Here is a 23,709-nt window from a genome sequence, read left to right as displayed (position 1 = left end):
GCTAACTATGTATTTTCTCGAATCATAATTCGATTAACAGTCTCTTCCCAAATCATCTGATATTCCATATCCATCTTCATCATTTTGCATCTAGACAAATTATCAATCAGCAAGGCAAGAATTGTAGAACTAACTTCGATTTTTGTAGGTTCAACTAGATCCCATTCAGCGCCTTTTGACAATAAATTATAAAAACCGTTGACAAAATCTTGTTGAACTTTCAACAAGGGAGCCCTAAATTGGTCATCACGCTCGGCTAGCATTGTAAACTCACTAAGCACTCTTAAGGTTGAACGATACTCTTCACCATCGGTTGGCAGCATGTTTAAACCGCCTCTAATTATCGTCTCTACAAAATTGTCTTCATTAACGGATTCAGTATCAAAGTATGCAGCAAAATAATGATCTCTAAAAATATACTCAAAGGTTCGGCTAATCAACTCTTCTTTTGTTGCAAAATGGTAGTATATAGAGGATTTGGTTATGCCTACTTTATTAGAAATCAAGCCCAAACTCGTTCTCTCTATCCCATGCTCTGCAAACAGCTCATATGCCGCTTGGACGATATGATTAGATGTAATATCTCTTTTCTTGATAACCCTCAGGCTCCCTTCATTTGAATTAATGCCATTATAAGGATGATCATAATGTATTGTCAATAATTTAACGACCGATCGTTTAAAAAAATATGGTGGGCAGGTCGCCCATGTGTCATGATTCTTTAAGGAGTTCCCCGTATATGAATTTTCTTCATTGCTTTTACGGCATCGGGGTTTCATTAACCAAAACGGTCAGTATTGCATACCTATTCAGACTGTCCTCGGCAACAACAAAAAACCCTTGAATCATCAAGGGTTTTCTTCATATAGAGCCTAGAAGGATTTAACCCCTAAACTCTTTGGCATTTTCAACTATACGACTACGCCCTTTTTAAGGATAACATTGGCATACAGCGCTTGTTCGCCCGTCGACACGATGGCATACGCATTCTTGGCGCGTTCATAGAACGAGAAGCGTTCCATCTCATCGAAGTCAACGGGAACGGCGTGAAACTGCTGCACGATCTTGCGATAATCCTCCCAGATCGGCGTTTCCATGGTATCTCCGGGGGTGACGGCCATCAGCGCTACCGGGGATTCAACGTACGTATCCAGCGGAAATAACGGCAATATTGCTTTTAATAACGCAGGGATTCCATGTCCGTCTGCCCGGACCAACCGCCGGGCGTGACTGGCTGCAGGGAAATTGGCGTCGCCAAGAACGATTTCATCCGCGTGTCCCATCTCCATAAGTATTTTCAGCAGCTCAGGCGAGAGCAAATGAGATATGCCTTTTAGCATGGAACGACATCCTTCTTTATCAGATTTTGAAGCAAGATGAGAATCTGAGCCAGGGAGCTGTCAGTCCCTGAACGCTCTTGTGATCAGGGCTGTGCCTGCTGCTGTCCGATCAAGGACTTGTAACGCAGGAACGCTGCCTCCCAATCCTCACTGGATTCGGGTTCATACCAGGCCAGCGGAAAAGACCGCTTCACGAGCTCGACCCCCTCTTCCCTGCTGCACAGCGTGCCATTGGCCACAAATTGAACCAGCATGTTCCCGATGGCGCTGGCTTCTACCGGACCCGCCCACACGGTACGGCCCATGGCATTCGCCGTATACCGGCATAACAGCTCGTTTTGAATGCCGCCGCCAACCATATGAAGCCCATCGTATGAGTGCCCTGTCAGGACTTCCATCCGTTCAAGCACTTCCCGGTATCTTAGAGCTAGGCTCTGCAGTATGCACTGGACATACTCACCGGCGCTTTGCGGAACGGGCTGCCCGGTCTCCAGGCAATAATCCCGAATTTCAGCCGTCATATCGGCCGGATTCATGAAGCGCAGATCATCGGGATGGATGAGGCTGCGGAAAGGCACCGTGCCCTCCGCTAGCTCAACCAGCTCTGCATAAGAATACTTCAGTCCCTCATTTTCCCACTGCCGCTTGCACTCCTGAAGAATCCAGAGGCCCATGATATTCTTCAGCAATTGAAAGGATTGATAAGCCCCACCCTCATTGGAGAAGTCTTCTTCCAGCACGTCCGGGTGAACAAGCGGCTCCGGCAGCTCGGTTCCGAGAAGCGACCAGGTCCCGCATACGAGATAAGCAAACCGGGCGGCATTCGCCGGAACAGCCACCACGGCGGATTCCGTATCGTGCGACGCCACGGCAATCGCTTCGATCGCCGGAACGCCAAGCTCTTGCGCCACGGCATCCTGCAGCCTGCCAATCACGCTTCCCGGCTGTACGGGTTCAAGGAACAAGGACGAGGGAAGTCCCAGCTCATCCATTAACCGTTCATTCCACTTGCCTTCCGTAACATGATACAGCTGGGTCGTGGTTGCCATGGTAAACTCGCATGCCTGAACCCCTGTAAGAAAATAGTTCAGAAGATCCGGCGTGAGCAGGAACTTGTCCGCGATATCCAGCATCGGCGACTTCGCCTTGAGCATCGCATTCAATTGGAAGATGGTGTTAAACGGCATGAATTGCAGGCCGCTTTCTTGAAACAGCCGCTCTCTGCCAACCTGCTTGCAGGTTTCCTCCACCATGCCATCCGTCCGGAGGTCACGATAATGATAAGGCACTCCGATGAGCTCTCCGTTCCGGTCAATAAGTCCATAATCGACGCCCCACGAATCAATGCCATAGCTGACCGGGCGATAACCGTCCTGAAACGCTTTACGAATGCCATGCTTGACCTCCTGGAGCAGCATCGGAAAGTTCCAGTGCAGACGATCTCGCATCTGAACGGGGGTATTGGCAAAACGATGAATCTCCGTAATCTTCAGTATGCCGGGAGAGTCATGATCAGAAGCGGTGATTTCGCCCAGCAGCGCCCGGCCGCTGCTGGCCCCCAAGTCAAACGCAAGCACCGCAGATGAATTGCTCATACGCCGCATCCTTTCTCACCTTAGGTACGAAACCAATTCAAATTTCAACTAACCGAGTCTGAAGCTTAACTCGACATTTATTTCATCTTCTGCAGAAGCTGGATTCGATAATCCTCGCTCTCCAGTGCAGCAATATCAGCTACTTCCTGATCTGTCAGCGGCACCGGCGTGCCGGCCGCCTTGGCGCTCAGATAAATTTTGGCGCTCTCTTCAACCACTTGGGTCCGGTAATACGCTTCGCGCAGATTCCGGCCGGTTGTGACCAGTCCATGATTACCCAGCAGTATGGAGCTGGCCGTGGTCACCTTCTCCGCGACGGCATCCGCCAACAAATCCGTCGTTGGAATGATGTACGGGATATAAGCCGTACGGCCGACCAATGCCGCCTGATCAGGGAACATCACCGGCAGCTCTTGTTCCACCAGCGTAAAGGCAATGCAATGGGACGGATGCGTATGCACCATGGCCCCGATGTCAGGGTTGCTGCGGTATCCGTACAGGTGCATCAGCACTTCGGAGGAAGGCCGCAGACCCGTATCGGTAATATCGCCCGTCGGGATATCGACTTCGATCCATTGCTCCGGCTCGATCTCCTCCAGCGCGAAACCGCTCGGGGACAAATACATTTTGTCCCCTGCCCTGGCGCTGATGTTCCCTCCTGGCCCTACAACGAGTCCGCTGTCGACGATTTTTTTGGCATACTTGCAGAGCTCGTTTCTCGTTTCTACATTCAGCATGATTCGCTCTCCTCTCGAATGGCCTTATTTATATAGAGGACCGAAGTTCTGGCAAGCGCGGAAATCGGCGCTTTCTGGATCGGACGTTCCAAACATGCCCCATGCACGAGGACGGAACACCTCGTTAGCGGGCACATTATGCATGTTGACCGGAATTCGCAGCACCGAAGCCAGGGTGATAAGATCTGCTCCGATATGTCCGTAACTGATCACGCCGTGATTGGCGCCCCACTGGTTCATGACCTCATAAACGCTGGAGAAGGCTCCCTCTCCCGTGAGGTTCGGTACGAACCAAGTCGTTGGCCATGTCGGGTCTGTACGCTTATCGAGCGTATCGTGCACCTCCGACGGCAGATCCACGGAATAGCCTTCGGCGATTTGCAGGACGGGACCCAGTCCTTTCACCAAGTTAAGGCGGAACATCGTCATCGGCATGCCGCCGCGCGTCAGATAGTCGGTCGAGTATCCGCCGCCCCGGAAATACTCCAGGTTAGCCGGTCTCCACTGCGTGGCCTTGAGCGTGCGGTCAACCTCTTCATCCGTGATATCCCAGAACGGTTTCAAGGCCGGTTTGCCGTCAAGCTCCTGCTCGCCCGTTCCGTCCAGTGCAGCCGAACCGGAATTGATCAAATGCAGGATGCCGTTCTCCGCCTTGCCTTCAAGCTTGTAGCCGGTAACCCGTTCTACCGAGGCCGGACTCCAGTACGTCCGCACATCCGCAAAAATCTGTGCCGTATTGGTTAACAGGTATCCAAACAGCATGCCGACTCCGTTCAGGCTGTCATTCTCCGTTGCCACGATATAGGGCGAACGTCTGCCGTTCCAATCGAAGGAGGAGTTGAGGATGGTCTCCAGAAAGTCTCCGTTCGGGGAGTGATCCGTCCATTGGCGCTGCCCCTGGAAGCCGGAAGCGATCGCGCTGTGGCCCTGGGCTTCCTCTTCGAAACCAAGCTCCTTCAATCGCGGATTGCCGATCATCAAATCACGGGTGATCAGCGTCATTTTGACGACGGTTTCCCATTCGAGATCCTTGCGCTCCCGGCTGTTCTGCAGATGTTCCGGATTGTTATCCGGTCCTTCCGTACAGTTCTCCTTCACCCAAGCAAGCGCCTTCTCATACTCTTCCGGATCATAGATCCCTTCCTCCAAACGGCGCGTAAACTCGCTCATATCCACATATTCGTTCCGCATGCCCAGATATTCCTGGAAGAAGCTGTCGTCCACGATCGAGCCGGCGATGCCCATCGACACGGAGCCCATGGACAAGTACGATTGTCCGCGCATATAGGCCGCAGCCAGCCCGCTCCGCGCAAAGCGCAGGAGTTTCTCTTGAACGTCATCCGGAATGCGGGTATCCCCTTCATCCTGAACGTCTTCGCCATAGATGCCGAATGCGGGAAGTCCCTTCTGCGCATGGGCCGACAAGACGGCTGCCAAATACACCGCGCCCGGACGTCCTGTTCCGTTGAAGCCCCATACCGCCTTCGGACGCGAAGGATCCGCATCCATCGTTTCCGTTCCGTAACACCAGCAAGGCGTAACGGTTATCGTCAGGCCGACCTCGGCATTCTTGAACTTCTTGGCCGCTGCGGTCGCTTCGGCAACGCCGCCGATGCAAGTATCCGCAATCACGCATTCAACCGGCTCGCCGTTCGGATATTTAAGCTCTTTCGTCAGCATCTCGGCGACGGCCTTGGCCAGATTCATGGTCTGTTCCTCAAGGGATTCCCTTACCCCTCTCCGTCTGCCGTCTATCGTAGGGCGAATGCCGATTTTCGGAAATCCGTCCCGCCATCTGTAATCGTTTTCAATTGTCATGTATGTCACGCCTCCCTATAAAGATTATGACATCATTGTAAGTTGATTCGGGCTCGAGGATAACCCACTATTTTGTTATATCGGTCTCCAATTTCAGCAAGACAGTGTACCTATGCGTAAGCGGGTTGCAAACGATTTCGGCATCGAGGAGCAATATGCATTATAATAGGAAAAGGATGCTGCTTTCAGGAGGGACGAGACCGTGCCAAAAATCGAAATCTCGCATAGTAAAAGCGATCACTTCCGCTTCATCAAAAATCCGCAGCTGCTCTTTGCCGGCCAGGTCGTGGACGAGGACTTCTTTTATGGCCCGCCGCAAATCCACGATTTCTGCGAGATCATCTTTGTGGTTGAAGGACGCGGAGAATTCACCATAGCAGGTAAAGTATATGAGCTTAACAAAGGCGATGTCGCCATCTATAACCCTGGCATTCCCCATGAGGAGAAATCCATCACCAATGGGCCTTTCAAGGTAATCTATTGCGGCGTGGATTCGCTTCACATTGAAGGGGTGCCTCAGGGGATGCTGCTGCCGGCCTATGTCGAGCCGGTCATATCCTGCGAGAAATACGCTTATAAAGTGGAGAGCTATCTTTCCGAGATCCTCCGCGAATGCGATTCGCAGGTACTGGGATATGAAACGCTGAGCACGAACCTGCTGATGTCATTGATTACCGTGATTTATCGCATCGTGGACGTTAAACACCAATTCCAATCCTTAAAGGGCAAGAATGAAATCGCGCTGCGGACCAAGCACTTTATCGACGCCAACTACACCCAGAGCATCAGCCTCAAAGACATTGCCGATACGATGTATGTCAGCCAGCATTATTTATCCCATCTGTTCAAAAAAGAAGTCGGCGATTCCCCCTTCAATTACTTGATATCCCGCCGGATTGAAGAGGCCAAGCGCCTGCTGGCGGATTCCGAAATGCCGGTGCATGAGGTTGCTTCCCAGGTCGGCTACGGCAACGACAAGTATTTCTCGATGTTATTCAAGAAAATTACCGGTCAAACGCCAAGCTCGTTCCGAGAACAGAGCAAAATGGCCGTGGAGTGAAGGAATTTTCGTCTGTTTTCCTTTCAACATAGCAGGCAGCCGCATTGGGGCGGCTGCCTGCTTTTTAAATATATTACAGTTGTATGTCCTTCTATATCGTCAAAAGTATGGAGCATGCTTGATTTTGACGGGGCCGACCGCTTCGATCCTGCTCTGGCATCCGAGACGGTACCCCTCTTCGATTTCTTCCGGATCCAGGCGCCGTTCTTCGGCCAGATTGGGCTCGGACAAATACTCGATTCCCTCCACCACCATGCAGCGGCAGCGCGCACATGTCCCTCTTTTGCAAAAAGAGTTCCAATCCACCTCATTCCGCTCGGCCAAGTCAAGCACCGTCATGCCCAGAACAGGGGCCACGCTCCGCTGTACCTCGCGGCCTGAAAGCTCAATGATCCGGTCCGGCACGGCTTCCCTTCTCTCTTCCGCTGCCGGAGGTGACGATTCCCCTTCACTGTTCCCGCCCTTTTTGTTTTTCCAGAATTTAAACACGCCTTTATCCCCCTATGCAATGTACAATCATCAGGTTATGTATGAATTCCTTCAATTATTATACTGGAAAGTTTAAAAAATCAACATGCTTACTCTTATCGATTCTATGACATCATGCAATTGGAACTCTATGAAAATTTTGCTATACTAGCGTATGCTAGAGCAAATTCCATATTCTATGAGAATCATTCTATTATTTTATTGGATTGGAGGGAAAACAATAGCATGCTGCATAAACCAATAGGAAAAACGGCCGTCGCTGCCGTTCTTGCCTTATCTCTGCTCGGAACCGCTCCCCATATCGGCCAGGTACATGCTGCGCCTGCCATTTCGGTAAAGCTGGATGACGTTGCGCTTACATTCGATGCAGCTCCCAGGATAGACAAAGGGGTCACTTACGTGCCGTTCCGGACGGTCGGTGAGGCGCTCGGCATTCAAATCACGTGGAACAGCAAGACGCAAACGGTGAAGGCCATCGGCGAGGTGAAAGGTCAAACGACGGAAGTGCTGCTTCAAGTGGGAAGCACGAGCGCAACCGTCAACGGTAAAAAAGTGAAGCTGGCCGCTCCCCCTGTCCAGCGGGAAGGCCGCGTTCTGATTCCGCTCAGCTCGTTCAGCAGCCAATTCGGCGTCAATGTGGGCTGGAATCAGGCGACTCGCACGGTCTCCCTCGTGTCGCCGCAGCGCGAAATGCATCTAAGAGCCTTTTACGCTTTGCAATCTTTCCAAGAGCGGGATCTCGTAGCATCCATGAATTCAGTCGCCTTCGGCTGGAGCCGCATTGATCGGGAAGGTCAGTTTACGCTTCAAGGCGACGAGTATCGTCTGCCTGCGCCGGCCGGCGACGTGACTCCGCAATCGATTGTTGCGGATGCAGCGGATCGGGAGATTAAACCGTACCTGATGGTATACGCTTTGGACGGAAACGGCGAATTAACCAAAGTCCTCAGCGACAGCAGCCTACGCCAAAAGTCCATTGAGGGCATCACAACCGCGGTGGCGGATAACGGATTCGGCGGCGTGGTGCTTGATTTCGAAGGGCTCGGTTTTAAACTGGATGCCGTGAAGCAGCAGAAGCTGCTTAATGATTACGTCAAGCAATTGAAAGCGGCATTGCCGAGCGACATGGCTCTGTCCTTAGCGGTTCCGCCATTGAACAGCGCCTATAAAGGCTATGATTACAAGACGCTGGCCTCCCTTGCCGACGATCTCATCGTCATGGCGTATCAGTACAATCCGGTTGGCACTAAAGCCCAGGTTCCTGAACCCAACAGTCTGGTGGACCAAGCCATTCAGCAGGCACTTCAGGCAGGCGTTCCTAAGCAGAAGCTCCTGCTCGGCATCAGCTTAAGCAGCGAAACCGCCACATCCGTCGACGATAAGCTCGGCTTGGCCAAGCGCTATGGTCTGAAAGGTGCCGCCTTCTGGCGTCTGGGCTTGTTCCGTTCCTATAATAATGGCATGGAAGCCGCCGTGAATGCCTCTGTCGTAAAGGAATAATCTAATGAATCCTTTCGCAGCATCCCCAATTATAATCTTCAAAAAAAAAAGAAAGCCTGACAAGATCATCTCTTGTCAGGCTTTCCGGTTATGTATCGCACTCTAAACTGCGTATTCCAATTAGCTCGCGCTTCCTACCAGTTTAGCATAGTTCTCTTGACTCAATACACGGCGCGCCGTAACATAACGCGGTTCGTAATAGGAGTCGCTAAGCTTGCTGATTCTTACGCCCTTGCTGCTGGAAGCATGCGCAAATTGTCCATCTCCAATGTAAACGCCCGCATGGGAAATGCCGCTTCCGCTTGTATTGAAGAATACCAAATCTCCGACTCTCAGATCCTCGCGATCCACATGAACCCCGGCATTAGCCTGACTCTGGGAAGTGCGTGGAAGATCCAAGTCGAAATTTCTAAACATATACAGAATAAATCCGGAGCAATCAAATCCGCTTGTCGTTGTTCCGCCCCATTTATAAGGCGTTCCTACCAATTGCTTCACTTGATGCTGAAAATTCGGTTGTTGATCAGCATAGGCTGATACGGCACCTGAAGAAAAAATAATTGCAGACCCAAGCAATGTGATGACAAATTTCTTCAAAATATGTTCTCTCCTTCGATGCCTACGGAGTTAGCTAAGGGTTCGGTTGAAGGTTCCCTATACTCTCTATGGTACAAGAATAATTCACCCAAGACGGTTCCCCCGTTTTCACAAACGAAATTCGGCAAAATTCATTAACATTTTGTAACCTTCTCTTAATATAGTATACAAGCAAGGATGCTGTCAATAATATCCTAGAAATCTATCACTATATGTTAATCAATGTCGTTTAGGCTGAAAATTTTCATGTATTTTCATAATGCCATCTCACATACTCATGACAATTATGTAACACTCCATCGAGCCTCCGGCGACGTTTTATGAACGGGCATGCAACTTTTTGGCAGTTCGGAACGTTTACATATTCAGACAAGAAATCAAAGAGGTGATCCTTCGCTTATGAGTCAAATCACGATGGCTGAAGCTTTGGCAGTCCGGGCAGCAATCAACCGTCTCATGAATCAATTGATGTCGGAACGCTTGAACAACAGCAGCACGATCATTGAAAAAGGGGAAACGGCGGAGTATCCTGCACGAAGCGTGGATGCCATTACGGAAGAGATCGAAGCCGCCGCAGCGGATTACAGAAAGCTGGATCTGCTGATGGCAATCTCCAACACGACGCAGACCATTAGTTGGAACGGCTCCGACATGACCATCATGGAGGCGATCGAGCTCGCCAAACAAATGCGCAGCGATATCGGACAACTTGCCCATCTCGGCTCCCGCAAGAAGCTGGAGCGCCAGAACGGCCGGGGAAGCGGAGATGGCGCCGTAACGCTGTTTAACGTGGCCTTATACGATCCGGAAGCTTATCAGGCGCAGGCGCGCAAGAAGGAACGCGAAGTGACCAGGCTCTCCTCACTGATCGAGCATGCCAACCATACGAGCATGATTACGTTCGACGCATCAAAATACATGGAATAGCGGAAGCCGCCGGCTCCAAGCCTGCAGGCCGCCTCGCGTGCGGGTTTGGAGCCGGCGGCTTCCGTCGGCGGGCGGGAAAGTGCGGGCAACCGCTTATTGTTTGTCGGATACAAACAAACCTAATAGGAAACCAAAAACTCGACTCCAGTGAAAACGGATGACGGCTTACGGTTTACGCCTATCACCTGTCACAAGTTACGGACTTCGCTTACGCAAATATGATCGCTCCGTTTCCCGCTCTCTTCATGAAATAATCAGAAAGCCGCCCTTGAAGGGCGGCTTTTGTTGCCTTTTCTTTACGAATGTACTATTGGAACAAGGCTGCGGCTCCCACCAGGCCAACATCGTCCCGCAGTCCCGCAGGAACGATCTCGTACGTTCCTAGATAGGACGGCATGACGAGCTTATCCGTCATTTCCCGCAGCTGCGGGAATAGGAGCTCCCCTGCTCTGCTCACACCCCCGCCAACCACGATGCGATCGGGGTTGAAGCTGTGAATGACGTTAACCATTCCAAGCGCCATGTAATAAACGGCACGATCGATGACCTCCACTGCGACGGGGTCATGAAGACGTTTAGCCTCGAATACATGCCTGGCGTTCACGCCTCCATCGGCTGCGGCCAGTTCAGAAATAACGCTGGTCTGGGTAAGCATCCGCTGGGATGCTGCCAGGCCGATGGCCGTTCCTGAAGCAAACACCTCCCAGCAGCCATGGCTGCCGCAATTGCACTGCGGACCGCTGGGATCAATGATATGATGCCCAAGCTCCCCTGCAAAGGAATTGCTGCCCAGAAACAGCTTGCCATCCAGCACGATGCCTGAACCGATGCCTGTGCTGAGCGTCACGTAAACCATGTTCGTCGACCCTCGGCCGGCACCTCTTACATATTCGCCCCATGCGGCTGCATTGGCATCATTCAGCACTTGTACTTCCGTATTCAGATCTCGTTCCATCCAGGCTTTGAGAGGGACGTTGGTCCATTCCGGCAAATTCGTGCCGTGAATGACAATGCCCTCCCGGCTGTTAACCGTTCCCGGCGAAGCCATGCCTACGCCTCGAAGCGGGTGGCCGCCCGACACGCTGCGAATCATGTTCGTAATTCTCGCGACCACTTCCTCGGCCGTACGCGCTCCGGCTGTCTCCATTTGCTCCCGGTTCAGCAGCTGTCCTTCGGAATCAAAGAGCGCTGCCGCGATCTTCGTACCCCCAAGGTCAACGCCAACCACAAATTCTTGCTGTTTATTCAATTCGGTTTGCAATTTTTGTTCACCTGTTTCCGATAGGTTTGCTACTTCTATTGATGTAAGCTGTCAGCCAATGATCGCAGCTCAACCGGATCAATGGGCTTCAGCCCTGATCGGCCATACCGGACAGCGGAGCAGAAATGAACCTCGCTCACGCCGGTCTGGTCGATGAAATCGCGTATGATTTCCCACTTCAGGCCGTTCCCGGCCAATATCTTAAGCCCGCTCCCTGCGGCTTGTTCCACAAGCTCGCGTATCCTCGGGATTGCTTGCGGTGCCGGCTGAGGTCCTCCCGAGGTCAAGACGCGGGTGACGGCCGGGTATTTCTGCAACGTACGCAGCCCTTCGAACTGATCTTCCAATTCATCAAAAGCCCGGTGGAATGTCACTTGCATATCGCCCGTCCATTCCAGCATTTGGGCCAAGGCGGCCTCGTCGATCTTTCCTTCCGGAGTCATCATGCCAAGGACCACGCCAGCCGCACCCGCTTTGCGGATCGCCTTAACCTCCGCAACCATGGTTGCTATATCCAGCGAGTTATACACAAAGGATCTGCTATGGGGCCTTACCATCGCATGGACCGGAATCCGAACGGCTTTCACGACCTCTTCCACGAGACCGATGCCCGGCGTGAGCCCGCCTTCGGTGATCGCCGTGATCAATTCCAGACGATCCGCGCCATTCTTCTCGGCTGTGATGGCATCGTCCACGCATGTTGCGATAATTTCAAGCAGCATGTTCTTCACTCCTTACTGTCGTTGGTTCGCTTATGCAGGGCGAAACTGCTTCTCCACATAGTCCGCCAGCAGCCTGGCTCCATAGCCGGTAGCCCCTGCCGTGGAGTGAGGGAATTCCCGTTTATACTGGACCGTGCCTGCCATATCGATATGCACCCATTTCATGGTCTCCGCCACAAAATGTCGGATGAACAACGCTGCCGTGATCGCGCCTGCCAAAGTCGACGTGCCGACATTCCTCAGGTCGGCATAATCGCTTCTGAGCTCGGATTCATACTCGTCCATCAGCGGCATGGGCCATAAGCGCTCTCCGTTGCGCTCCCCGATCTCGACCAAATCGGCCGTTATCTCCTGATCGCCCCAAATACCGGCAATCTCCAAGCCCAATGCCGCACCGACATTGCCGGTAAGGGTAGCGATATCGATCACCTTATCTGCGTTAAGATGGGCTGCGTGCAGCAGCGCGTCCGCAATGATCAATCTTCCTTCCCCGTCCGTATTCGCTACCTGAACGCTCAGGCCGTTCGGATAGTGAACGACGGAAGAAGGAAGCATCGCATCCGGTCCCGATAAATTATCCGCTACGGCGACCAATGCCGTAACCCGTACCGGAGCTTTCCGCGACACCAGAATATCCATGGCGCCCACGACGGCGGCTGCGCCTCCCATATCCATGCGGGCATCGCTGATATCTCGGCCGATCTTAACGTTCATGCCGCCCATATCAAAGGTAACGCCTTTGCCGATAAGCACGATATGAGGGCTTTCCTTCCCGGATTCCGCTCCATTGTAGGAAATCTCGATCATCGCTGGCTCGTATTTGCTGCCGGCACCCACGGCGATCAGTCCGTTCATCTGCCGGTCGTGAAGCTCTTGTCCGCGGTATACGTGAAGGTCTACGGGCGCTTTTTTGAAACGATCCTCAACGACCGCAACAAACGCCTCCGGATTTAACGTCTCAGGTGATTCATTCACCAAGTCTCGGGTGAACTGCGTTCCTTCGATCCGGATTTCCGCCGTTCGGATGATAGCTTCTATATCTTCACGGGAAAGCCCCTCCCAGTCCTCTTGCCGAAGATGAAGAGACAGGGCTTGCAGATTGGCCGTAACCCCGCGATGCTTATTGAATTGATATAATCCGTACAGCCAGCCTTCCAACCACGCCTGGAGCTCTTCCTTCGCCGAAATCCCTGATGCTGCCCCGACATTGCTAACTGCCGGGCGGATCAGCACGGCGCTTGTTTTATTCTCCTTGAGCAGCGCTCTTGCGGCCGAAGCGCCCGTTCTTCGCACCTGCTCCGAAGTCAGGTTCGAACGTCGCCCCATTCCGGCAACGAGATCGTCCGACTCGTGCTCGGAACGTCCATAGAACCAGGTCAGCGTCTGGCTTTGCTTCCGGGATTCCGTTAAGCGGTAATGAGACTCTTCCCCCTCATAAACCGCATAAATCGAAGTATCTGCCAGCTGAACTTCATCGATGGTGATGTTCATATCGAGCCCTTACCTCCTTTTATGAGAAAATGCCTGTTACGCCTTCTTCATGATTTCTTCGTCATATAAATGGCAAGCCACCTGATGTCCCGGCTCAATCTCACGGTATACAGGCGTAATCTGTTTGCATACTTCCATGCAGGAAGGACAGCGGGTATGGAATCGGCAGCCTGTCGGCGGATTGACCGGGCTCGGCAGATCCCCCTTCAGAATGATCCGTTCCTTCTTCTGCTTCGGATCCGGAACCGGCACCGACGACAGCAGCGCTTGAGTGTAAGGATGAAGCGGTCGATCGTACAACGTCTCCTTATCGGCCGTCTCCACGAGCGCGCCCAGATACATAACGCCGATCCGGTCGCTGATATGCTCAACCACGCTGAGATCATGGGAGATGAACAGATAGGTCAGTCCGTATTCTTCCTGAAGATCCTGCAGCAGGTTCAATACCTGGGATTGAATGGATACGTCCAGTGCCGATACAGGCTCGTCGGCTACAATCAGATTGGGACGCACGGATAAGGCTCGGGCAATGCCGATGCGCTGGCGCTGCCCGCCGCTGAACTCATGGGCGAAGCGTTCGGCATGGAAGCTGTTCAAACCGACCGTTTCCAACAGCTCGCAAGCCAGTTTATCGCGCTCTTTGGAACTCAGCTTGGTATGAATCAGCAAGGGCTCCGCTACGAGCTCTTTGACTTTCATCCTTGGATTAAGGGAAGCGTACGGATCCTGAAAGACCATCTGCATGTCTTTGCGCAGCGGACGCATCTGATTCTCGTTGTATCCGCTAATGTCGATTCCGTTAAAAATCACTTCGCCGCTATTCGGCGTCAGCAGTCGGGTCACCAGCCGGCCGGTCGTCGATTTGCCGCAGCCGCTCTCGCCAACCAGGCTGAAGGTCTCGCCCTTATGGATTGCGAAGGAGATGCCATCCACGGCACGGAGCTGCTTGGACGTACCGAAGAACCCTTTTTTTACCGTGAATGATTTCTGCAAGTTTTTTACTTCTAATAAAGGTGTTTCTTTCATGCGGTTTCTCCTCCCTTCGAGTGACCTTCCTGTGTCAGCCAGCAGCGGCTTTTGCGATGTTCTTCATTTACAACAGGAAGAAGTTCCGGCTCCTGGGAGAGGCACTGCTCCATGACGAACGGACAACGCGGAGCAAATTTGCAGCCTTGCGGCATGTTCCGCAAATCCGGTACATTCCCCGGAATGGATTCCAAGCGGCGCACCTTTTGTCTAAGCTTGGGCACCGAATTTATGAGTCCTTTGGTGTAGGGATGCTGCGGGTTCTCAAACAATTCCTCGACCGTCGCCTCTTCGACGACTCGGCCAGCGTACATGACAACCACCCGGTCACACATTTCAGCCACAACGCCGAGGTCATGGGTAATGAGCAGCATGCCCATTTCCTGTTCCGTCTTGAGTCGATTCATCAGATCCAGGATTTGAGCCTGAATCGTAACGTCCAGGGCGGTCGTCGGCTCGTCCGCGATCAGCAGCTTCGGATTGCACGACATGGCCATCGCAATCATGACCCGCTGGCGCATGCCGCCGGATAATTGGTGCGGATAGTCATCCACGACCTCGTCCGCCCGCGGAATGCCGACGAGTTTGAGCGAATCGATGGCATGCTGCCGCGCTTTCTTGCGGCCGTATCCCAAGTGCAGCATAATCGCTTCCTCCAGCTGCTTCCCGATCCGAAGGACGGGATTCAGCGACGTCATCGGCTCCTGGAAGATCATGGCCAGCTCATTTCCGCGATAGCGGCGCATTTCTTTTTCCGACATTTGCACGAGATCCTTGCCCTCAAAGCTTACCGAGCCCCCGGATATTCGGCCGGGCGTGTCTTTAAGAAGCCTCATGATGGACAGGGAGGTCACGCTTTTGCCGCATCCGGATTCACCCACGAGCCCGAGCACTTCGCCTTTATTGATATGAAAATCCACTCCTGCTACGGCAAGCACCGATGAGCCATCGCGTTTGAATTCGGTTTTAAGACCTTTAACTTCAAGCAATGTTTGCGTCACGATCTATCCCCCCTATTAGTTTTTCGTCTTCGGATCAAGGGCATCATTCAGTCCGTCACCGATCAGGTTGAATGCGAGCACGGTCAGGAATATGAGAAGCCCCGGGTAATACACGATATGGGGTGCAATACTCAAGTAATCCCGACCCATGCTGAGCATGGCGCCCCAGTCCGGTTCCGTCGGCTTGGCACCAAGGCCGAGAAAGCTTAACGAAGAAGCCGCCAGAATGGCGCCGCCGATTCTCATCGATACGTTGACGATAATGCTGGGAACCGTCTCGGGAAAAATATGTTTCCAGATAATCCGGTTATGCTTGGCACCCATGGACCGTGCTGCCTCTACATACAAAGATTCCTTTGCGGAGAGCGTCACGCTTCGAATGATTCTGGCAAACGACGGGGTCCCGAAGACCGCCACCGCGATGACTACATTGGATAAGCCCGGCCCCAGTATTGCCACGATACCGATGGCCAGCAGCAGGTCAGGGAACGAGAACATAACGTCACTGCCCCGCATGATGAGGCGATCCAGCCACCCGCCATAGTACCCGCTGATCAATCCGAGAATCGTACCCAGCACGGCGGATATAAATACGGCGCTTAAGCTGACCGCCATGGTCAACCGCGTACCGTCGATCAAGCGGCTGAGAATGTCGCGGCCGTATTCGTCCGTTCCAGCCCAATGGGCAGCAGACGGGCCTTGCATCATCGCATCATAGTTCGGCTCGTTCGGAGGATACGGAACGATATGCGGACCGATCACCGCCAGCACAAGTAGTAACAAAATAAATCCGCTTGATATAACGGCAAGCTTTTGTTTCAAGAATTTAGACGTAAACGCTTTGAATTTGCCAGTTGCCTGACTCTTCGCAAGCATATCCTCCGGTACGGAGGAATGGACCGTCACTGTTGAATTGTCGCTCATGAGCTCCCCCTCCTATTTCGATGCATACCGGATTTTTGGATTCAGTACACCGTACAATAAATCAACAATCAGGTTAATCAGGATAAATTCGGCTGCGAACAGCAATAGAAGCGCTTGAATCACGGTGTAATCCCGGAACGCGATGGAATCTACCAAGAGACGCCCCATGCCGGGAATACTGAATACCGTCTCGACCATAACCGAGCCGCCCAGCAAAAATCCGAACTGAAGGCCCGCTACGGTCACGACCTGGATCAGGGAGTTGCGCAGCGCATGCCTGCCGACAACGACGAATTCCCGCAATCCCTTTGCGCGTCCGGTCCGGACATAATCCTCGCGCATCGTTTCGAGCATCGAAGTACGGGAGTATCTTGCCAGCATGGACATAATCCCCGCTCCCAGCGTAAAGGAAGGCAAAATATAGGATTGCCAGCTGTCGATGCCCCCTGTAGGGAACCAGCCCAGCTCAACGGAGAAAATTTGAATCAATACAAGACCAAGCCAGAAACCTGGCAGGGAAATACCGGATATAGCCGTCAGCATCCCGATATAGTCCGGCCATTTGCCGCGATTGACTGCTGATATGATACCAATGATCAGACCAATGACCAGTGCCCAGCCAAGGCTGGTAAAGGTCAGGACAATCGTCGGGAAAAAGCGGCTTTCCAACATGTCCGTCACCGGCAAACCGGAAGTAACGGATACACCCAAGTCACCCTTCAACAGATCACTCATGTAGTTCACATACTGCTGCCATAGCGGCAAGTTTAAGCCTAGCTGCTCTCGAATCCCGTTGATCTCCTCAAGGGTGGCATCCTTACCTGCAACAAGCCGTGCCGGATCTCCAGGAATCAGGTGAATGAACATAAATACAAGGATGGATACAACGAACAACAGCGGGATTACACCCAGCAGCCTCTGAATTGCATATCTTCCCAAAGGATGTGCCTCCTTTCAACATGCCAGCTTTTAAAATACGATGGGCCGCTTCCTATTGATTCAAGAGGCGGCCCACCACAAGGTATACGTTTAGCAAGCTCTTCGCTGCCTGATTATTTGACTTCTGCGTTGATCACGCTGATCGATCCGTCCGGAAGGGCCTTCACGCCTTCAAGGTAAGCACGTTTGCCCGTGATGACCTGATCGACTCCGAGGAATGCCCAAGGAGCATCTTCCCAGATTTGTTTTTGGATGTTTGCATAGATTTCTTTGGCATCTTCAGCTTTGACGGATGCGTTAGCATCTTTGATCCATTGGTCAACGTTGTCGTTCTTGTAGTAAGCGGTGTTGGAACCCGCTGGCGGGAAGAATTCGCTGCTGAACAGACCTTTTGTCGCGCCGTCGGCATCGCCGGACGATGGAGACCAGCTTACGTACCACATTTGAATTTTCGCGTTTTCCGGCGTAGCCGAGTTAATCTGATCGGACAGGGTTGCACCTTCCATCGACTTCGGTTCAGCCTTGATTCCGACGAGGGCAAGCTGCTGCTGAATAAACTGCATGCCTTTTACCGTTTCGGAATCATTCTCTCCCCAAATCTCAGCTTCGAATCCATCTGGATATCCTGCTTCAGCCAAAAGGGCCTTGGCTTTCTCCGGATCATAATCATAACCGGATTGCTCGAAGTAGTGCTGGGTCATGGATGACATGGAAGAAGTCAGCTTCGAACCCAGTCCGGATTTAACGACTTTAATGTAAGCATCTTTATCGATCGCATAGTTGATCGCTTGACGCACCTTCAGATCGTCGTAAGGCTTCTTCATCGTATTCAGCGTGATATAACGCACGATCGTAGAATCAGTCTTGTCGATGACGATATTGGAATCGCCTTCTACTTCGGACACTTGCTCTGTCGGCATAGGATAAATGAAGTCCGCTTCGCCCGTTTTCAGCATCGCGATACGGGAACCGTTCTCCGGTACCGGTTTGAACGTAATGCTGTCCACCTTCGGAAGTCCTTCTTGCCAGTAATCTTCATTCTTCACAACGACAAGGCGGTCGCCTTGAATCCATTCCTTGAATTTGTAAGCAGCCGTACCTACCGGGTTCTTGGTGATGTCGGCACTTTCCTTCAGGGCCTTCGGGCTGATCATCAGCGCCATGGCCGTCTTGTTCAAGAAAGCGTTATACGGCTGGCTAAGGGTGATGACAACGGTGTGTTCATCCGGCGTTTGAACATCGGCTACTGTTGAGAAGCTCTTGCGCATTCTAAGGTTGTTCTTTTCATCCATGATGCGATCCAGATTGGCTTTTACCGCTTCCGCATTGAAATCCGTTCCATCATGGAACTTGACGTTCTGGCGCAGATTGAATGTGTACGTCAGGCCGTCTTCGCTGATCTTGTAGTCTTCAGCCAGCACGGGAACGAGTTCCATTTTCTCGTTGAAGCCCATCAAACCTTCATACATCGTGCGAGCACCGGAAATGGAGTGCGTGTCTCCGGCATTGTGAGGGTCAAGCGTGATGAAGTTGGCGTTAATCGCAATGACAACATCTTTGTTATCTTTTGTCACCGGCTTGCTCTCGCCGCCTTCGCTTGCCCCTTCTCCGCTTCCGCTGTTTCCGCCGCAGCCTGCCGCAACGATCGTAAATGCGAGCAGCAGCATGAGCAGTGACCATGTTCTACCTTTGAATCTCATTGTTTTACTCCCCCTTTGATGTAGTGAATATCTATAGATTCACTCGCCGCTTCGGCATGAAACAGCCTGCCTGCCGCCTTGAGTTCCTCACCGTTTAAGCATTCCATTCATACACAGCGCGCCGTTCACCGACAAGCGTGCCCCCATCGTTGAAAATTGCATTTGGAACCAGCTCATACAACCGGTCAATCGTAGACTGATCGCTGTAGCCGAGACGCTCCAGAATGGAAGCGATGATGCATGGCCATACCTGCTCGGAGCCGTCGGATACTTTAAGCGAGATCGCCAAGCGTTCTTTCCGAAGACCGATGCCGTACACGCCCTTCGCGCCGCCCTTGGCTGTCAGGTTGTGGTCCCGGAGCAGAGCCGAACACACAAACTTGGTGTCTGCAATGATATCCGGATACTCATTCATCAGCTTCGCCATTCTGGCTGCTGCCTCTGCAGTCTCTGGATCCTCGATCAAATCCGGGCATGCCAGCTTGAGGAAGGAATACCCGATGCGATCCAGAGGAAGCGCGAAGATGGGAAGTCCGCAGCCGTCAATGCCTTGCGGGATCGAGGAAACCGGAACCTCGGCAAAATAAGCCAGCGTCTCGAGGATCTCTTGCTGAACCGGATGCTCCGGTTTGTAATACGTGCTTTCGTCCCAGCCCATATGCTTGCATAGGGCAATCAAGCCGCTGTGCTTGCCGGAGCAGTTATGGAAAATTCTGCGCTTCTCCTCATGATCGCGATGGCGCTGCGCCTTAGCATCCTCGTTCAATGGATACGTCGCGCAGCAGTGAAGGTTCTCTTCCCGAATCCCGGTTTTCTTCAGAATGGATTCCAATGCATCAATGTGGAATCGCTCGCCCCGATGGGAGGCGGCAAACAAGGCCGTTTCTTCCCCCGTTAGTCCGTACACTTCGTCAATCCGGCGTTTCATTACCGGAATTGCCTGGAACGGCTTGGCCGCCGATCTTAAAAAGGTCATGTGATGCGGATCGCCTGCTGCGTATACAACCTTTCCGTTCTCATCTACGACGCTGATCGCGCCGTAGTGCACGTTCTCCAATACGTTCCCGCGATATTCCTCTACCAATGGCACAAATCCCATGTTCATGCTCCCCCGATCTCCAGATGAATTAATTCAATTGAAAGTAACGGTCCTGTGCGACAAGTCCCGACCCGATGATGACCCCATGCTCGTGAAGCTCCGAGCGAACAATCGCAAAGGATTCTTGAAGTGGTTCCCAGATATACTGCGAGTAACACAGGTTGGTGATCTCCTCGTACACTTCGGGAAACTTGTCCAGAAACTCGCCGCTCAAAATGACGCTGTCCGGATTGTACATGCTGACGACGTTGTTGATCGTAATCGCCATATAGGCAAGGGCCCGATCGATCAAATAGCTTGCCCAGCGCGTTCCGGCCCGCCTCTCCGCGAACAGCTCCTCGATCGTGCGGACGGGTTTGATTTTGCTGGCTTCCGACAACAAGGACGGTATATTGATATACGTTTGGAGGCATCCGGCTTTCCCGCAGTCGCACATCATGCCTTCTGGGTCCACGGTCGTGTGACCGATTTCCCCGGCGCTGTTCGTCACCCCGCGGTAAATCTCCCCCTCCAGAATGAGCGCCGATCCGACGCCATTACCGAAGCCCAGGAGCACCGTACGGTTGGAGCCGTAGGCCGAGCCCTTGAGCTGCTCCGCCAGCGCCTTCACCTTCAGCTCATTGTCCACGACAGCTTGAAGCCCGGTTAGTTCCTTGAGCCTCTCGGCGAGCCCCACATTCTTCCATCCCAGCTGTACCGAAAAATTGACGATGCCGGCGTCGACATCGATGATGCCCGGCAGTCCAACGCCAATGCCGACCACCCGTCTTCGGTCGATATCGCATTCGGCGATCAGCTCTTCAATGGTTTCCGCAATCCGGGTCACCGTGACATCTGCCGTTTCATCGGATGATCTTGAAAAGCTTCCGCTGCACAATACGTTACCCTGAACGTCAATGAATCCGATATTCGCTTGATGCCGATCCAGTTCGACGCCGATCGAGATGACCGCCGTATCCAGCAGCCTTATTAAGGAAGACTTTCTGCCGCGGCCGGCCGAGGCCTGCTCTTCCGTTTCGTGAACGTATCCTTCCTCCGTCAGCTCCGATACGATCCGGCTGACCGTTGTCGGACTCATGCCCGTCTGTTTGGCAATGACGGCTCTTGAAATCGGCTGTTCATTCTTGATGATTTGAAATACTGTGAGTCTGTTCTGCCGCTTCATAAAGTCTTGATCATGCTTTTTCATGAAGACATCCCCTATTTAATTTCACCAGTAGATTAATTAGATCAATTTTCCAAATAAAAAGATCCGAAATCATCAAAAAACAGTGATTATTATCAGTTTTAATATTTTTATTCTCCAGTGATATTAATAATAAAACGTGTTTTGTAAAAGTGTCAATATATATGACACATTTAAATAATTATTTTTTTGATTCTGGAAATGTAAGCATTTCACTTTTTTACGAAAGAAATTCAATCTCCTGCATACATACAGATGACCTCCTATCACGCACAACATGACATGAACATGACGTATAAACTCCTAAAATGTAGGTAACAACGTCGTTTCACCCCAATAATAAAGCCACCCGAGAAAAGAATGATGGAACATTCTTGATCCCGAATGGCTATAAGTGGCGTACATCTTATGATATTTTCGGTATTGTCCCAGCTCGTTTAGGACATCCTTGCATCATTCGCCTAAAACGAATTAAACCACCCGAGAAATTAATTCGAGGGGGGCCTCGAAATCCCGGATGGCTTATGTATAGATCGAGCATGAGCGCTGCTTTACGATTTTCCGGTTATTTAACTTAACCGCTTTGTTTTGACACACATAACATATAGATTCAATCGCTTGCAATCCTTTATACATCAATTCTTAATCTTTTAAGTCCCTTATCTTTAATCTTAATCTCTTATATTTAATCTCTTTATCTCTTTATCTCTTTTATCTCTTATCTTTAGTCTTTTATCTTTCCCCCCAGCGGAGGTTTGAGGATAGCCGATCCTTTGGGAGTCCGTTTCTACCTTGCCTATTTCCATTCCGGAAACGGACGGACAACAGAGCGGATAGCCTCAAACCGGAGCACTCGATAGCCTCAAACCGGAGCGCCCGATAGCCTCAAACCGGAGCGCTCGAGCACCCTACTTGTTTTTGTAATATTCCACCGCTTTATCGAAATAATGCTTTTCGTCCTCAGGCAGGTCCTCAAAATAGTAAATGGCCGCTACCGGACACGCCGCTTCGCAGGCACCGCAGGAAATGCATATATCGGTGTCGATATAGAACTGGTCGTCCCCTTCCTCGATGCAATCCACTGGGCAAACGTCAACGCATTCTCCCGCCTTCTCTTCGATACAAGCTGAGCCAATAACATACATCCGTGATTCCACCTTCCCAAGTGTAATAAGAATCTTCTAAATGCTACGCCGGGCTATCATTTCAAAAAGTCCATTACTCATTCATTTGCTCGGTTTCTATACTTTTTATACTAAAATATATCATAATTATGTGGTTAATCATGCCAGTTGTCAACAAACCGCGAGAGAACAGCCTTGAAAACGGCCATTCCGGTTGACTTATAGAAGGTAAAGACATAAGATGAGACATATTGCTTTTTAACCTTTTTTGTTGCAAAAGGAAGCATTCATCGAGAAACAAGGCGGTGATTATAGTGGATCAAGAAGTTGCATACAGCACCCGCGAGTATATCATGCAAATGTTGAAAATAAATGGTGAACTCAGCACGAAATCCATTACCGAGGCATTGGGCATTACGGGCATGGCCGTCCGTCGACATCTGGAGAGCTTGAAGAATGAAGGGTACATCACGTATCGAACCGTGAAGCAGCCGATGGGCAGACCCGTGTCCCTATACAGTCTTACTGAATCTGCAGAGGATTTTTTCCCTAAGAACTATCATTCGCTTGCCCTCGATCTGCTTAACGAGCTCCAGGACGAGGCCGGCGACGAAATGATATCTTTGCTGTTCGACAAGCGCAAAGACACGTTGCTGAACAAGTACACGCCGACGGTAAAAGCCGAAACTCTCGAAGATCGGGTCGCGGCCCTTGCCCAGATTCAGAATGACAACGGGTACATGGTGGATTACCAAAAAATCGCGGATGAAGAATATGTGCTTGAAGAACTGAACTGCCCGATTTCCCAGGTAGCCAACCGGTACCAGCATGCATGCCGCTGCGAACTTGATCTGTTTCAATCCTTGCTGGAGGCGGATGTGGAACGTACCGAATGTCTTGCCAAAGGCGATAAGAAATGCGTGTACCGGATCCGAAAGCAAGCCGAAGCCAAACAAACATAATATCTGTTATTGCCACTTCAGGCTCCTTCCATACGGGAAGGGGCCCTTTTTTTGTTAAGAGATAAGAAAGTATAAACTTCCGAGGCTTCCCCACCTTACTCGCAAGAAGAACCTCCGCTATATGAGGTCTGTCTTCTGAGAAAGTACGTCGATAGACGATTTTCTTATAGCACTTGTCCTATCCTATTCTCTTGAATCACGAGACATGTAT

The 23,709-nt window shown here is 51.6% G+C and carries 22 protein-coding genes and 1 riboswitch; of the genes, 4 read left to right on the top strand and 18 right to left on the bottom strand.

Going from position 1 to position 23,709, the window contains the following annotated elements; all coding sequences use genetic code 11:
• Nucleotides 1–5: 5 nt before the first annotated feature.
• The 5 genes from BMX45_RS02860 to BMX45_RS02840 form a co-directional block, all read right to left on the bottom strand.
• A complete protein-coding gene (locus BMX45_RS02860) occupies nt 6–659 on the bottom strand; it encodes a TetR/AcrR family transcriptional regulator (protein ID WP_254777924.1) in 654 nt (217 codons plus the stop codon).
• Between the two features lie 252 nt (nt 660–911).
• Nucleotides 912–1,340: an L-fucose mutarotase gene (gene fucU / locus BMX45_RS02855; RefSeq protein WP_090908403.1), complete on the bottom strand. Its 429-nt coding sequence runs from the start codon at nt 1,338–1,340 to the stop codon at nt 912–914.
• An 83-nt stretch (nt 1,341–1,423) separates the two neighbouring features.
• Complete coding sequence (locus tag BMX45_RS02850; protein WP_090908402.1) at nt 1,424–2,935, bottom strand: rhamnulokinase; 1,512 nt, start codon at nt 2,933–2,935, stop codon at nt 1,424–1,426.
• Between the two features lie 77 nt (nt 2,936–3,012).
• On the bottom strand, nt 3,013–3,672 hold the full coding sequence (locus tag BMX45_RS02845; protein ID WP_090908401.1) for a class II aldolase/adducin family protein: 660 nt from the start codon (nt 3,670–3,672) through the stop codon (nt 3,013–3,015).
• 24 nt (nt 3,673–3,696) lie between these two features.
• Complete coding sequence (locus tag BMX45_RS02840; protein ID WP_090908400.1) at nt 3,697–5,490, bottom strand: L-fucose isomerase; 1,794 nt, start codon at nt 5,488–5,490, stop codon at nt 3,697–3,699.
• Between the two features lie 202 nt (nt 5,491–5,692).
• Between BMX45_RS02840 and BMX45_RS02835 the strand changes: the two genes are divergently transcribed.
• Nucleotides 5,693–6,550: an AraC family transcriptional regulator gene (locus BMX45_RS02835; RefSeq protein WP_090908399.1), complete on the top strand. Its 858-nt coding sequence runs from the start codon at nt 5,693–5,695 to the stop codon at nt 6,548–6,550.
• A 99-nt stretch (nt 6,551–6,649) separates the two neighbouring features.
• Here the strand turns inward: BMX45_RS02835 and BMX45_RS02830 are convergent, their stop codons facing one another.
• Nucleotides 6,650–7,039 carry a 2Fe-2S iron-sulfur cluster-binding protein gene (locus BMX45_RS02830; RefSeq protein ID WP_090908398.1) on the bottom strand — a complete coding sequence of 130 codons (390 nt, stop codon included), beginning with the start codon at nt 7,037–7,039 and terminating at the stop codon, nt 6,650–6,652.
• A 225-nt stretch (nt 7,040–7,264) separates the two neighbouring features.
• On the opposite strand from BMX45_RS02830, the gene BMX45_RS02825 reads away from it, so the two are divergent.
• Complete coding sequence (locus tag BMX45_RS02825) at nt 7,265–8,539, top strand: stalk domain-containing protein (protein WP_090908397.1); 1,275 nt, start codon at nt 7,265–7,267, stop codon at nt 8,537–8,539.
• Between the two features lie 120 nt (nt 8,540–8,659).
• Here BMX45_RS02825 and BMX45_RS02820 read toward each other — a convergent pair whose 3' ends face one another.
• Nucleotides 8,660–9,136 carry a C40 family peptidase gene (locus BMX45_RS02820; RefSeq protein ID WP_090908396.1) on the bottom strand — a complete coding sequence of 159 codons (477 nt, stop codon included), beginning with the start codon at nt 9,134–9,136 and terminating at the stop codon, nt 8,660–8,662.
• A 3-nt stretch (nt 9,137–9,139) separates the two neighbouring features.
• Nucleotides 9,140–9,273: riboswitch (cyclic di-AMP (ydaO/yuaA leader) on the bottom strand.
• Nucleotides 9,274–9,535: 262 nt separating this feature from the next.
• Here BMX45_RS02820 and BMX45_RS02815 point away from each other — a divergent pair.
• Entirely contained in the window at nt 9,536–10,063 is a 528-nt protein-coding gene (locus BMX45_RS02815; RefSeq protein WP_036661356.1) for a hypothetical protein, read from the top strand.
• A 307-nt stretch (nt 10,064–10,370) separates the two neighbouring features.
• Here the strand turns inward: BMX45_RS02815 and BMX45_RS02810 are convergent, their stop codons facing one another.
• The 11 genes from BMX45_RS02810 to BMX45_RS02760 all read right to left on the bottom strand — a co-directional run bounded on the left by BMX45_RS02810 (nt 10,371) and on the right by BMX45_RS02760 (nt 22,557).
• Nucleotides 10,371–11,324: an ROK family protein gene (locus BMX45_RS02810; RefSeq protein ID WP_090908395.1), complete on the bottom strand. Its 954-nt coding sequence runs from the start codon at nt 11,322–11,324 to the stop codon at nt 10,371–10,373.
• A gap of 35 nt (nt 11,325–11,359) precedes the next feature.
• A complete protein-coding gene (locus tag BMX45_RS02805) occupies nt 11,360–12,046 on the bottom strand; it encodes a copper homeostasis protein CutC (protein ID WP_090908394.1) in 687 nt (228 codons plus the stop codon).
• A 30-nt stretch (nt 12,047–12,076) separates the two neighbouring features.
• Nucleotides 12,077–13,537, bottom strand: coding sequence for a leucyl aminopeptidase family protein (locus BMX45_RS02800; RefSeq protein WP_090908393.1), 1,461 nt, complete (start codon nt 13,535–13,537; stop codon nt 12,077–12,079).
• Nucleotides 13,538–13,573: 36 nt separating this feature from the next.
• The gene (locus BMX45_RS02795) at nt 13,574–14,563 is read right to left on the bottom strand and encodes an ABC transporter ATP-binding protein (protein ID WP_090908392.1); all 990 of its coding nucleotides are present in this window, start codon (nt 14,561–14,563) and stop codon (nt 13,574–13,576) included.
• On the bottom strand, nt 14,560–15,564 hold the full coding sequence (locus BMX45_RS02790; protein WP_090908391.1) for an ABC transporter ATP-binding protein: 1,005 nt from the start codon (nt 15,562–15,564) through the stop codon (nt 14,560–14,562). The genes BMX45_RS02795 and BMX45_RS02790 overlap by 4 nt, the downstream gene beginning before the upstream one ends.
• Before the next feature lie 15 nt (nt 15,565–15,579).
• Entirely contained in the window at nt 15,580–16,440 is an 861-nt protein-coding gene (locus BMX45_RS02785) for an ABC transporter permease (protein ID WP_254777962.1), read from the bottom strand.
• A gap of 60 nt (nt 16,441–16,500) precedes the next feature.
• Complete coding sequence (locus BMX45_RS02780) at nt 16,501–17,427, bottom strand: ABC transporter permease subunit (protein WP_090908389.1); 927 nt, start codon at nt 17,425–17,427, stop codon at nt 16,501–16,503.
• A 113-nt stretch (nt 17,428–17,540) separates the two neighbouring features.
• Entirely contained in the window at nt 17,541–19,127 is a 1,587-nt protein-coding gene (locus BMX45_RS02775) for a glutathione ABC transporter substrate-binding protein (protein ID WP_090908388.1), read from the bottom strand.
• Nucleotides 19,128–19,221: 94 nt separating this feature from the next.
• The gene (locus BMX45_RS02770) at nt 19,222–20,226 is read right to left on the bottom strand and encodes an asparaginase (protein ID WP_090908780.1); all 1,005 of its coding nucleotides are present in this window, start codon (nt 20,224–20,226) and stop codon (nt 19,222–19,224) included.
• A gap of 28 nt (nt 20,227–20,254) precedes the next feature.
• Nucleotides 20,255–21,415, bottom strand: coding sequence for an ROK family transcriptional regulator (locus BMX45_RS02765; protein ID WP_090908387.1), 1,161 nt, complete (start codon nt 21,413–21,415; stop codon nt 20,255–20,257).
• Nucleotides 21,416–22,320: 905 nt separating this feature from the next.
• Nucleotides 22,321–22,557 carry an indolepyruvate ferredoxin oxidoreductase subunit alpha gene (locus BMX45_RS02760; RefSeq protein WP_009592106.1) on the bottom strand — a complete coding sequence of 79 codons (237 nt, stop codon included), beginning with the start codon at nt 22,555–22,557 and terminating at the stop codon, nt 22,321–22,323.
• Nucleotides 22,558–22,850: 293 nt separating this feature from the next.
• Here BMX45_RS02760 and BMX45_RS02755 point away from each other — a divergent pair, with 293 nt between their 5' ends.
• Nucleotides 22,851–23,498, top strand: coding sequence for a helix-turn-helix transcriptional regulator (locus BMX45_RS02755; protein ID WP_090908386.1), 648 nt, complete (start codon nt 22,851–22,853; stop codon nt 23,496–23,498).
• Nucleotides 23,499–23,709: the final 211 nt, after the last annotated feature.

The sequence above is a fragment of the Paenibacillus sp. cl141a genome (assembly GCF_900109305.1).
GTDB classification, from domain to species: Bacteria; Bacillota; Bacilli; order Paenibacillales; family Paenibacillaceae; genus Paenibacillus_AQ; species Paenibacillus_AQ lautus_A.
Note: the sequence above shows the minus strand (reverse complement) of the source record. Positions and strands in the feature narration are given on the sequence as shown.

Excerpts from the sequence above, each read along its gene's own strand:
- BMX45_RS02785 (WP_254777962.1), bottom strand. The coding sequence starts at position 16,440 with ATGCTTGCGAAGAGTCAGGCAACTGGCAAATTCAAAGCGTTTACGTCT.
- fucU (WP_090908403.1), bottom strand. The coding sequence starts at position 1,340 with ATGCTAAAAGGCATATCTCATTTGCTCTCGCCTGAGCTGCTGAAAATA.
- BMX45_RS02825 (WP_090908397.1), top strand. The coding sequence starts at position 7,265 with ATGCTGCATAAACCAATAGGAAAAACGGCCGTCGCTGCCGTTCTTGCC.
- BMX45_RS02775 (WP_090908388.1), bottom strand. The coding sequence starts at position 19,127 with ATGAGATTCAAAGGTAGAACATGGTCACTGCTCATGCTGCTGCTCGCA.
- BMX45_RS02840 (WP_090908400.1), bottom strand. The coding sequence starts at position 5,490 with ATGACAATTGAAAACGATTACAGATGGCGGGACGGATTTCCGAAAATC.
- BMX45_RS02815 (WP_036661356.1), top strand. The coding sequence starts at position 9,536 with ATGAGTCAAATCACGATGGCTGAAGCTTTGGCAGTCCGGGCAGCAATC.
- BMX45_RS02845 (WP_090908401.1), bottom strand. The coding sequence starts at position 3,672 with ATGCTGAATGTAGAAACGAGAAACGAGCTCTGCAAGTATGCCAAAAAA.
- BMX45_RS02795 (WP_090908392.1), bottom strand. The coding sequence starts at position 14,563 with ATGAAAGAAACACCTTTATTAGAAGTAAAAAACTTGCAGAAATCATTC.
- BMX45_RS02805 (WP_090908394.1), bottom strand. The coding sequence starts at position 12,046 with ATGCTGCTTGAAATTATCGCAACATGCGTGGACGATGCCATCACAGCC.
- BMX45_RS02850 (WP_090908402.1), bottom strand. The coding sequence starts at position 2,935 with ATGAGCAATTCATCTGCGGTGCTTGCGTTTGACTTGGGGGCCAGCAGC.
- BMX45_RS02770 (WP_090908780.1), bottom strand. The coding sequence starts at position 20,226 with ATGGGATTTGTGCCATTGGTAGAGGAATATCGCGGGAACGTATTGGAG.
- BMX45_RS02800 (WP_090908393.1), bottom strand. The coding sequence starts at position 13,537 with ATGAACATCACCATCGATGAAGTTCAGCTGGCAGATACTTCGATTTAT.
- BMX45_RS02765 (WP_090908387.1), bottom strand. The coding sequence starts at position 21,415 with ATGAAAAAGCATGATCAAGACTTTATGAAGCGGCAGAACAGACTCACA.
- BMX45_RS02760 (WP_009592106.1), bottom strand. The coding sequence starts at position 22,557 with ATGTATGTTATTGGCTCAGCTTGTATCGAAGAGAAGGCGGGAGAATGC.